Consider the following 1693-nt stretch of genomic DNA (forward strand, 5'->3'; position numbering starts at 1 on the left):
CCCCGGTAGCGTGGCGCGCAATGAGTACTCCACACCTGATCGCCCTCGACATCGACGGCACGACCGTGAACCACGAAGGTGCCCTGTCGCCCGCGGTCCGCGATGCCGTGACCGCCGTCGCGGATGCCGGCCACCACGTCACCATCGCCACCGGGCGGGGGATCATCGGCACCCTGCCGATCCTCGACCGACTCGGCCTGACCACCGGGTACGCGGTGTGCGCCAACGGCGCCATCACCCTGCGGCTGGACCCGACGTCGGATGCCGGGTACGAGGTCGTCGAGTCGGTCACCTTCGACCCGGCGCCGGCCCTGACCGCCCTGCGCGAACACTTCCCCTCGGCGCTGGTCGCGGTCGAGGAACTCGGCGTGGGCTTCAAGGTGAGCGCGCCGTTCCCCGACGGTGAGCTGGACGGCATCCCCGAGGTCGTGACCTTCGACGAGCTGATGTCGACGCCGGTCACCCGCGTGACGCTGCGTGACCCCAGTGCGACGAGCGAGGAGTTCATCGAGCGCACGGCACGCATCGGCCTGCACGGGGTCGAGTACGCCGTCGGCTGGAGCGCGTGGCTCGACATCACCCCGGAGGGGGTCTCCAAGGGGGCGGCGCTCGAGGTCATCCGGCGCTGGCTGGCCATCGAGCCGCAGTACACCGTCGCTGTCGGAGACCAGCGCAACGACTTCGAGATGCTGCGCTGGGCGGCTCGCGGGGTGGCCATGGGCAACGCCCCGGACGAGGTCAAGGCGGTCGCCGACGAGGTGACGGGTGACGTCGACGACGACGGTCTCGTCGACGTGCTGACCTCACTGCTCTGACCTCACCGCTCTGGCGCCGCCACGAGCGCGAGCCGAACTCGCGCGCACGTAGCGCGCCACGGCACCCGCGCTGATGTCATGGTGAGCGGATGGACAGCACCGAGGTCAGCAGCGCCGCGCGCAAGGCCGGCGACCACCCCGTCGTCGAGAAGGGTGCGCGCATCGGGTACGCCATGTCGGGCGTCATCCACTTCATCATCGGCTGGATCGCCCTCAAGCTCGCGTGGGGCATCGGCGGCGGCTCCGGTGACGCCGACACCTCCGGAGCCCTGAAGACCGTCGCGAGCAGCGGTGGCGGCCCGCTGATGCTCGGCTTCGCGGTCCTCGGCTTCCTCATGCTGGCCGTGGCGCTGGCGGCGGCAGCGATCGTGGGCGGCGAGACCAGCGACCGCATCAAGTCGGCCGCCAAGGCCGTGATGTACACGAGCTTCGCCTGGTCCTCGTTCGCGATCGCGCGCGGTGCGTCGAACTCCGACGAGGCGAAGACCGACGACGTCACCGCGCAGGTCATGGGGATGCCGGGTGGTCGCTACATCGTCGGTCTCGTGGGTCTCGTCGTGCTCGGGGTCGCCGGGTACCACGTCTACAAGGGGTGGTCCAAGAAGTTCCTCGAGGACCTCCAGGAACACCCCGGCGACTGGGCCGTGACGGCCGGACGACTCGGGTACGTCGCCAAGGGGTGTGCGCTCTTCGTCGTCGGACTGCTGTTCCTGCTCGCGGCCTGGCACGCCGACTCCGAGGAGGCGGCCGGGCTCGACGGGGCCCTGACGACGATCCGCGACCTCGCCTTCGGTCCGTACCTGCTCACGCTGGTGGCCGCGGGGATCGCGTCGTACGGCGTCTACTCCTTCGCCCGCGCCCGGTACGCCCGCCTCTGA

2 protein-coding genes are annotated in these 1693 nt (G+C 70.5%); both read left to right on the top strand.

The window, feature by feature from the left end:
• Window positions 1-20 precede the first annotated feature (20 nt).
• Window positions 21-815: an HAD family hydrolase gene (locus PLL68_RS01290; RefSeq protein WP_324530903.1), complete on the top strand. Its 795-nt coding sequence runs from the start codon at window positions 21-23 to the stop codon at window positions 813-815.
• Between the two features lie 89 nt (window positions 816-904).
• Window positions 905-1693 carry a DUF1206 domain-containing protein gene (locus PLL68_RS01295; protein ID WP_324530905.1) on the top strand — a complete coding sequence of 263 codons (789 nt, stop codon included), beginning with the start codon at window positions 905-907 and terminating at the stop codon, window positions 1691-1693.

This window comes from Ornithinibacter sp. (assembly GCF_035443565.1).
Taxonomy (GTDB): domain Bacteria; phylum Actinomycetota; class Actinomycetes; order Actinomycetales; family Dermatophilaceae; genus Fodinibacter.